Below are 7,443 nucleotides of genomic sequence, written 5' to 3' on the forward strand. Positions count from 1 at the left end.
CCTTTCCCGCTCCGATGAAATCGGAACGGGGCTCTAGGTTCTTGTCTTGACGCGTTTTCTACACGCGAACCGGTATCCACTTCGCTCGACAACGCTCGAAAGCTCGGTCCGGAAAACTGCGAGCCGGCTTCCTCCAGCGCGTCGGCGCGCGAGCGCGGTTCAACTATCCGTGTGACGCAGCACCTCGCCGACCGTGCGCAACAGGATGCGCAGGTCCAGCATGAAGCTCCAGCTCTTGATGTAGGCGAGGTCGTGTGCGACCCGCAGCTCCATGTCCTCGATCGCCGGCGTCGCGCCGCGCAGTCCGTGCACCTGCGCAAGACCGGTGATGCCCGGCTTGACGTGCTGGCGCTGCGCATAGCTCGCGATCAGCTTCGAATATTTGTCGTCATGCGCCAGCGCGTGCGGTCGCGGTCCGACCAGCGACATGTCGCCGCGCAACACGTTCACGAGCTGCGGCAACTCGTCGATGCTGCGGCGGCGCAACGTCGCGCCGATCCCGGTGAGCCGCGGATCGTTCGCGCAGGCCTGCACGATCACATCGCCATCCTCGAGCACATGCATCGAGCGGAACTTGAGGATGTGGAATGGCCTGCCGTCGAATCCGTTGCGGCGCTGCCGGAACAGGACCGGTCCCCTGGAGTCGAGCTTGATCGCGATCGCGGTTCCGATCAGGAGCGGCGTGAACAGCAGCAACAGGCCGGCAGCCGCCACGACGTCGAACAGCCGCTTGCCGGCGCGCTCGAGCGAGGTCAGCGGCGAGCGCTGCATTTCCAGCGTCGGGATCGGGCCGGTCGCCACCATCCGCAGCGCCAGGAATCGTTCCGCGGTCCGATCCGGCAGCAGCCGCACCGGCAGCGGTGACGCCCGCAGCTGATCGGATACGGACTGGATGCGCGGCTCCTGCTGCCAGGGCATGGCCAGCACGATCTCGTCGGCGGCGCATTCCCGCGCCGCGCGGATGGCTGACGCCACCGCCGCCCGGTCGTCCTGATCGCCGGACAGTTCGGCGAGCTGAACTCGCCGGATCTCGCTGAGACCGAAATCGCGCAGCAGGCTCGACAGCCGCACCCGTGACAATTCGTCCGCCGTCCCGACCACGACCGCGCGGCGGGCGGCCAGCATGCCGCGGTCGATCGCGCGTTGCAGCGGCGCCTGTAGCAGCATCCGTCCGGTCACCAGGCCAACGCCGCCGATCAGACCGAACGACATCACCGACCCGCGCGAGACGCCGGCGCCCACTTTCAGCAGGAAGATGATCAGGGTCATCAGCAGGACGACCAGCAGCCATCCGCCGAGCAGGCTGCTCCAGCGCCGGTCGAGGCCGGCCAGCACCTGCGCGTTGTAGAGCCCCTGGGACTTGGCCACGAACATGAACAGGATCGCCGCCAGGACCCCGATCCCTAGAAAACCCTCGAAGCTGTTGCTATAGACTGTGTGATAGTAGAACAAATGATAGGCCGCACCGCCAACGATGCTGGACAACACGACGACGATCATCTCGACGGCGACGGCAAATCCTTCAAGGGAGGCAAAAGCGAACGGGAAGGCGCCGAAATGAGCCGGTGCCTTCGCCAGTTGAGCATCCGAAAGGTCGGCCATCAGGAGTTAACATTAGTGTTAACAATTCACATGTCTATTATCAGGCAGGTCGCCGGCTCGCAAGGCCCGGGAATGTCGCGTAACGAGCATCCGAGGGCGCGCCCATGAGTTCATCGGCTGGCGAAACCGAGGCCGCGCTGGTGGCCCTCCTTCACCTGATCCGCCTGATGGGGGCCGAGCTGGTCGCAGGCAAGCATCGCGACGATGTCGAGATGCTGGTCAAGGCAGCCGAGACAAAGCTGCGCGCCGCCCGCTTCCCGGCTGACATGCCGAATCAGGACATCGTCAAAGGCCTGGACCTCGCCCAGGACAGGCTCCGGCCGATCTTCGAGGATCTGCGCGCGAGGTCGGAAAAGGCGCATCTGAGCGACCAGCTGCTGCTGGCTCCCAGGCCTTCACGAATCCACTAACAGGATAGTCCTCAACAGGACCCGCTGCGTTCAGCTCTGCACTTCGCCGCGGCGGGGCAAGCCGTTGCCGTTGCCGGACCGGAGCGCGAGCTTCTCCTCGATCTTCATCTTCTCGAGCAGCAGGTCAGTTACGATCCGTCGCAGCCGTTCATTTTCCAGCCGCAATTCGTCAATACGGTTTCGGTTAGGGGGGCCCCCATCGCGACCATCGGTGTGAGCGGCGAATTCGGTAACGCTACCATTCGCCTGGTGACCGCGCGCGGCCTCCTGCTTGCGCCAGCGGTGAAATGTCATCACGCTGACGCCCAGCACCTTGCACGCTTGGGCCTGTGATTGCCCCCGCGCCATCAGTTCCTCGGCCTGCTTGACCTTGGAAGTTATTTCCTCAGTAGAATGACGCCTCATTGGTCATCTCATTGCCCCCTAGATTAGCAATAATCGCATGGCCTATAAGCTATGTAAATGCAACAGAAAATTCAAATTGAAGGTTTCCCGGGGGCATTGCGGGGCCTCGAACTTGCCGTCGGCAGCGACATAGTGTGCGAAGAAACAGCGTAGCTGCAAGGTAGTTACCGAACGACGTGAGCGATAATTCCCGCGCAGAACGCCTCTGATAGGAAAAGTTATACGACCAACTGCGTATGAGAAGTTGATCAGCGCAACTGGCGCACCCCTTGCATGAGCACATGACAGTATCCAATCGGTCCTCTGACGGATTGCGAGTGCGCCATGCCTTCATACGATATCGACGCGGCAAGCCCACCAAAAGTTTCACAAAATTCTAACAAATTAATCGCGCGACCTTCGGATCCGACGGCTTGCAGGCGCCGCTGCGTGGCGGTAGTTACATGGATGTTACATGCGGCGAGACCCTCAACATATTTGAGGATCATTCTCGCAAAACCTAACGTACGTAGCTCGTCCACCAATTTATCGATTAGGCGCTTTCCCACCGATCGCCATCAGGCGGAGCCACAACCGCCCGACTCCAGAACCAGGTCCGCGCCGACACGTGTCGGAGCCGGTCCCGGATCAACACTTTTGCGAGGATCGTAGCCATGGCGCGTCTCAAGGTTTTCGAAGGGAACCAAACCGCTTCCAGCGAGGCGACCGACGCCTTGGAACGCCTCGTCGCGGAGAATTTCGAATTGCGACACACCGCCGTCGAGCTGGTCTTGCAGACCCGGATCCTGCGCGAGCGCCTGTGCGAGGCCGTGAGGCACAAGCCTGTGCGGCACGAGCACTGACCGGCTCTCCTCTCAAGCGCCGATCCGGCCGGAAGCTCATCAGGCGGTGACGCCCTGATGAATCCGGCCAATTCACTATTCAATCTTAAATTGAGTTTTCTATACCTCGATCACGCTCGCCATTCCGACGCGACGTGACGCAATTGCCCGGGCGACGAATGTCAGCGATGAAGCCGGCGCAACGCGACGCGCGGGCTGGTCTGCTCACGGGACGCACTGAACGAGCGTGACGCGACCGGGCGCTCGTGTATCTCACGCAGCTCAGCGATGTCCAGCATCAGCGCAACGACCTCGTTGCGCAGCGATTGATTGGTCGCGAGCAACGCCTCTTCGATCGGCTGATGCAAATGTTGAATCTTGTGCTGCTTCATGGCGCGCCCTCGCTCTGCAGTTAACGGTATGAGCGATGTGATTGAAGTTTCGATGACAGAGACGGATCACGCACATGGAAAGGAAATAATGGGGCAGGTTTGCGACCAACACGGCTCCGACAAAAAATTTCCCGATCGGGTTCCACAACCTGATCGCGAAACATTGAATCGATGGCTGTATTGTGTCGTCGCGACCGGAGAAAGCGGCGACGATGCGACACGCGGCAAGGATGAGCGCTGCCGGACTGGTCACGAGACGCAACCAAGAGCATGAAATCATTCGGCGATCGTTGATCCCGCCATCGTCATCGAAGCCGATCGAAGCATCTGCCGGTCATCGCAATGTCGACACGTCGATGGCATGCGCTTTGACGGCGCGTGCGAGGACCGAACCAGATATTCCACCAAACGCAGCGTGCAGACACAAAATCTGCTGCGGGCAATCAATCGGTCGCGCTCCGTGCATAACAGGTTGAACCGAGCGGCATGGATGAGGCGACACACATGGTCTGCAGCACTGATCGGAAATATTTCGAACCGTTACAGATAGCGAAACAGCGCCGGATCCGATCGATTCTGATTGATAGGACGACGCGGAGAAATGTTTCAACGCTGCGCGTCCGATCCTGGACGATGTTATCGCCGCGATCGGGGCCAAACCCGACAATGTTATTCTAGTTCACAACGCGCGTCGCCGAAACGACCCGGCCTCGGCCGACGGACCGAAGCCTTCGCGCCTCGTTCTCGATCTCAATGCCCTGCTCTTGCATCGTGGCGGATACTGGCGCTGCGCCGCCATAAGCATCTCTAATTCGGATCGCGCGTCGCGATCGCGCGCTATTTCACTTTGGTGGACGTGTCGTCGTCGATCTTGCCGCCATTGGCGAGACACCTGTTGAAGTAGTCGCGCTGGTCCTTTGCGTTGCCGATCGCGCTGCCCGACGCAGGATTGCCTTTCTGTCGCGGCGGAAATGCCTTCGCGACCAGGGCATCGCAGGCGCGCGCCGCCTGGGCGCTGATCGCGTGCGCCGGCGCGATGGCATTGCCGACGAGGATCATGGTTGCAGCGGCGGCAAAACCACCGATAACTCTCATTGCGCGCCTCCGTTCCGCAACCGACGCAGATTTTCTCGCGGCGATTTTCCCGGCGAGATCATCTTTGAACAAGAAGATGAGATCGTGACGCGCCGACTGCGGCCGTGGCGCTATATCCGGTCGACGTCGTGGTAGGCCCGATACCAGGCGACGAATTTGGCAATACCGTCCTCGATCCGCGTCTGCGGCCGAAAACCGATTTCGCGCTCCAGATCGGAGACATCGGCCGACGTCTCCGGAACATCCCCAGGTTGCATCGGCAGCAACTGCTTTTCGGCCGTCCGGCCGAAGCCCTGTTCGAGCAGCGCCACCACATGCATCAGTTCTTCCGGCCTGCTGTTGCCGATATTGTAGACCCGCCAGGGCGCCTTGCTCGACCCGGGATCGGGATGAGTTCCGGACCAGTTGCCGTCCCCCGCGGGCGCGCGGCCGATCAGCCGCACCATCGCCTCGACCACGTCATCGACGTACGTGAAGTCGCGCCGCATGTTGCCGTTGTTGAACAGCTGGATCGGCTTGCCCTTGGTGATCGCGTCGGCGAACGCATAGAGCGCCATATCCGGCCGGTACCAGGTCCCATACACGGTAAAGAAGCGCAGCCCGGTCGTCGGGATGCGATAGAGGTGGCTGTAGGAATGCGCGAGCAGCTCGTTGGCCTTCTTGGTCGCGGCGTACAGGCTGACCGGATGGTCGACGTTGTCGTGGATCGAAAACGGCAACTTTGTATTGGCGCCGTAGACCGACGATGAGGACGCAAACAACAGGTGTCGGCACCCGGTATGGCGGCAACCTTCGAGGATGTTGAGGAAGCCCTCCAGATTGGACTCCGCATAGGCATGCGGATTCTGCAGGGAATAGCGCACCCCGGCCTGAGCAGCGAGATGCACCACGACCTCGAAGCGATAACGCTCGAACAGCGCCTTCATGCCGGCGCGATCGGCGAGATTGAGTTCCAGAAATGTGAAGCCGCGGTGCTGCTTGAGCAGATCGAGGCGCGCGCGCTTCAGCGCCGGGTCATAGTAATCGTTGAGATTGTCGATGCCGATCACCGGCTGCCCTGCCCGCAGCAGCTGCTCCGTCAGGTGAAAACCGATAAAGCCGGCGCAGCCCGTGACGAGTAGGTTGCCTGCGATCACCACGTCCTGCCTGTACCTTTCGCCGTTCGCCGGGAGCCGCTGCGGCCTATGCGTTCCCGCCGCAAGACGCGTCAGTTGCCGGCCGCCGGAGCTTTGTAGTCCGGGAAACGGCTCAGCACCGCGGCCTTCATGAACTTGAAGTGCGCGATCTCGGTCGCCAATTCCTTCAGCCGACGCTGGCCGTTGGATATTTCGGCGTCAAACAGGTCTTGATGATAGTTGTCAAGCGCCTCGCGTTCCAGATATTCGTCGGTGCCGTTGCCGAGCGTCACCGCGGCACGCGCCAGCACATCATCGACCCGGCGGCCGAGGCCGGATTGCTCGCTTTCGGCGGCCTGCAACGCGGCTTCGATCGCCGCCATGATCGATCCGATCCGGGCACGATCGGTCTCGGCGTCCCGCTCGGCCGAGCGCGCCTTGAAACCTTCCCCGCCGCGCCGCGACCTGATCAGGTCATGCGCGCGAGCCCGCAAAAACAGCTGAAACATCGGTCAGGATCCGGTCCGGGCCCAATCAGGCAGTATCGGTCGAAAATCGCCCGGTCTTAGTTAAAAAACGGTGAATTGCCCTGTTCCCCGGCCCTCAGATCGGCCTTCCATTTGATCCAGGCCTTGTCGTGCTTGTCGTAGAGCTCGAGCCATCGCCCCTCGACTGGCGTCACCAGCCCGACGCCCGGCTCGTCCCGGCCGTGCAACGTCGGAAGGGAAGTGTCGAGATCCTCGAACTCCGAGGTCTCTTCGAGCGTAAGGCCGACCAGTACCCGCCGACCACTGACATCGGCGACATAGCGCCTTGGCGACTGCCCTCTGAGATCACGCATGCTGTCCAGGTTCCCTCGCCTGCGTCCCTCGAACTAGAAGGCGCGGCGCACATGGCCGAACGCGCTGACCGGCCGTCTGGACGAATTGGCCGGCGGCGGCGCCACGTGGGGCGCGTAGACCCGATGGCGCGCCCGGCGCTGATGCGATCGCAAGGAGCGCGCGGCGAAACCGGCGAAGAAGCCTGCGACGAACGTCGCCGCGAGAATCAGAACGGGAGTAAGCATCACGATTGCCCATGTTAGTCTGAATGTTATTAACATTCAGAGTTGTGACAACATCATGATGGAGGGCGCCGAAACAATGTTCAGCCGCTGGAATCTTTGTGCAATCGAACGGCGCAGCAATGATCAGCGCCAATACCGGCAGTTTCCCGCGCGGCGGCGCGCCTCAGGAAAACCACCACAGCATGAATTTCAGGAACATCGAGCTGAGAAGATAGATCCACCCTGCCATCGCCAGCACCGTCAGCCCGACGAAGACGCCTGAAGCGCTTTTCTCCCTGAGGCGAGCCAACAGCGACGTTTTTTCTTCTTGCCGATAGAACATCTCAAGCTCAAAGCAGATCTGATTCAAATCAGCTAGCAATCAATTTCGATGATCTCGTGACGCTGCGCGAGGCGGCCCTTCGCCCCTGCACATCACAGATCTTGCGAGGTCTCGAACCGCGCGCCGTCGCTCGGAAAGCTTTCCGCGAATGCTCGGGAAAACTTGACGCGGCCATCATCAGGATCTGACTTCCGGGATTGCAGCAATCCATGCGC

At 61.2% G+C, this 7,443-nt stretch carries 12 protein-coding genes; 3 read left to right on the forward strand and 9 right to left on the reverse strand.

Annotated features, from left to right (window positions below; translation table 11 throughout):
- Positions 1-159: 159 nt before the first annotated feature.
- Entirely contained in the window at positions 160-1,602 is a 1,443-nt protein-coding gene (locus B2W55_RS33315; RefSeq protein ID WP_024579551.1) for an undecaprenyl-phosphate glucose phosphotransferase, read from the reverse strand.
- Between the two features lie 104 nt (positions 1,603-1,706).
- Between B2W55_RS33315 and B2W55_RS33320 the strand changes: the two genes are divergently transcribed.
- A complete protein-coding gene (locus tag B2W55_RS33320) occupies positions 1,707-2,012 on the forward strand; it encodes a hypothetical protein (RefSeq protein WP_024579550.1) in 306 nt (101 codons plus the stop codon).
- A gap of 30 nt (positions 2,013-2,042) precedes the next feature.
- Here the strand turns inward: B2W55_RS33320 and B2W55_RS33325 are convergent, their stop codons facing one another.
- Complete coding sequence (locus B2W55_RS33325) at positions 2,043-2,417, reverse strand: helix-turn-helix domain-containing protein (protein WP_024579549.1); 375 nt, start codon at positions 2,415-2,417, stop codon at positions 2,043-2,045.
- A gap of 653 nt (positions 2,418-3,070) precedes the next feature.
- Between B2W55_RS33325 and B2W55_RS33330 the strand changes: the two genes are divergently transcribed.
- A complete protein-coding gene (locus B2W55_RS33330) occupies positions 3,071-3,259 on the forward strand; it encodes a hypothetical protein (protein WP_024579548.1) in 189 nt (62 codons plus the stop codon).
- A 161-nt stretch (positions 3,260-3,420) separates the two neighbouring features.
- On the opposite strand, the gene B2W55_RS33335 is transcribed toward B2W55_RS33330, so the two are convergent.
- A complete protein-coding gene (locus B2W55_RS33335; protein ID WP_024579547.1) occupies positions 3,421-3,630 on the reverse strand; it encodes a hypothetical protein in 210 nt (69 codons plus the stop codon).
- Between the two features lie 28 nt (positions 3,631-3,658).
- Between B2W55_RS33335 and B2W55_RS33340 the strand changes: the two genes are divergently transcribed.
- Entirely contained in the window at positions 3,659-3,904 is a 246-nt protein-coding gene (locus tag B2W55_RS33340; protein ID WP_145987186.1) for a hypothetical protein, read from the forward strand.
- Between the two features lie 563 nt (positions 3,905-4,467).
- On the opposite strand, the gene B2W55_RS33345 is transcribed toward B2W55_RS33340, so the two are convergent.
- The 6 genes from B2W55_RS33345 to B2W55_RS33370 form a co-directional block, all read right to left on the reverse strand.
- Positions 4,468-4,797, reverse strand: a complete 330-nt coding sequence (locus tag B2W55_RS33345; protein WP_244442134.1) for a hypothetical protein — start codon at positions 4,795-4,797, stop codon at positions 4,468-4,470.
- Positions 4,798-4,835: 38 nt separating this feature from the next.
- Positions 4,836-5,861, reverse strand: a complete 1,026-nt coding sequence (locus tag B2W55_RS33350) for an NAD-dependent epimerase (protein ID WP_371412450.1) — start codon at positions 5,859-5,861, stop codon at positions 4,836-4,838.
- Positions 5,862-5,932: 71 nt separating this feature from the next.
- Entirely contained in the window at positions 5,933-6,349 is a 417-nt protein-coding gene (locus B2W55_RS33355; protein ID WP_024579544.1) for a hypothetical protein, read from the reverse strand.
- A gap of 56 nt (positions 6,350-6,405) precedes the next feature.
- Positions 6,406-6,681: a hypothetical protein gene (locus B2W55_RS33360; protein WP_024579543.1), complete on the reverse strand. Its 276-nt coding sequence runs from the start codon at positions 6,679-6,681 to the stop codon at positions 6,406-6,408.
- A 33-nt stretch (positions 6,682-6,714) separates the two neighbouring features.
- Positions 6,715-6,906, reverse strand: coding sequence for a hypothetical protein (locus tag B2W55_RS33365; protein ID WP_024579542.1), 192 nt, complete (start codon positions 6,904-6,906; stop codon positions 6,715-6,717).
- A gap of 163 nt (positions 6,907-7,069) precedes the next feature.
- On the reverse strand, positions 7,070-7,228 hold the full coding sequence (locus B2W55_RS33370) for a hypothetical protein (protein WP_168200218.1): 159 nt from the start codon (positions 7,226-7,228) through the stop codon (positions 7,070-7,072).
- Between the last annotated feature and the right edge of the window lie 215 nt (positions 7,229-7,443).

The organism is Bradyrhizobium sp. UBA2491 (assembly GCF_002341725.1).
Lineage (GTDB): Bacteria > Pseudomonadota > Alphaproteobacteria > Rhizobiales > Xanthobacteraceae > Bradyrhizobium.

Excerpts from the sequence above, each read along its gene's own strand:
- B2W55_RS33355 (WP_024579544.1), bottom strand. The coding sequence starts at position 6,349 with ATGTTTCAGCTGTTTTTGCGGGCTCGCGCGCATGACCTGATCAGGTCG.
- B2W55_RS33330 (WP_024579548.1), top strand. The coding sequence starts at position 3,071 with ATGGCGCGTCTCAAGGTTTTCGAAGGGAACCAAACCGCTTCCAGCGAG.
- B2W55_RS33370 (WP_168200218.1), bottom strand. The coding sequence starts at position 7,228 with ATGTTCTATCGGCAAGAAGAAAAAACGTCGCTGTTGGCTCGCCTCAGG.
- B2W55_RS33320 (WP_024579550.1), top strand. The coding sequence starts at position 1,707 with ATGAGTTCATCGGCTGGCGAAACCGAGGCCGCGCTGGTGGCCCTCCTT.
- B2W55_RS33325 (WP_024579549.1), bottom strand. The coding sequence starts at position 2,417 with ATGAGGCGTCATTCTACTGAGGAAATAACTTCCAAGGTCAAGCAGGCC.
- B2W55_RS33335 (WP_024579547.1), bottom strand. The coding sequence starts at position 3,630 with ATGAAGCAGCACAAGATTCAACATTTGCATCAGCCGATCGAAGAGGCG.
- B2W55_RS33315 (WP_024579551.1), bottom strand. The coding sequence starts at position 1,602 with ATGGCCGACCTTTCGGATGCTCAACTGGCGAAGGCACCGGCTCATTTC.
- B2W55_RS33360 (WP_024579543.1), bottom strand. The coding sequence starts at position 6,681 with ATGCGTGATCTCAGAGGGCAGTCGCCAAGGCGCTATGTCGCCGATGTC.
- B2W55_RS33340 (WP_145987186.1), top strand. The coding sequence starts at position 3,659 with ATGAGCGATGTGATTGAAGTTTCGATGACAGAGACGGATCACGCACAT.
- B2W55_RS33365 (WP_024579542.1), bottom strand. The coding sequence starts at position 6,906 with ATGCTTACTCCCGTTCTGATTCTCGCGGCGACGTTCGTCGCAGGCTTC.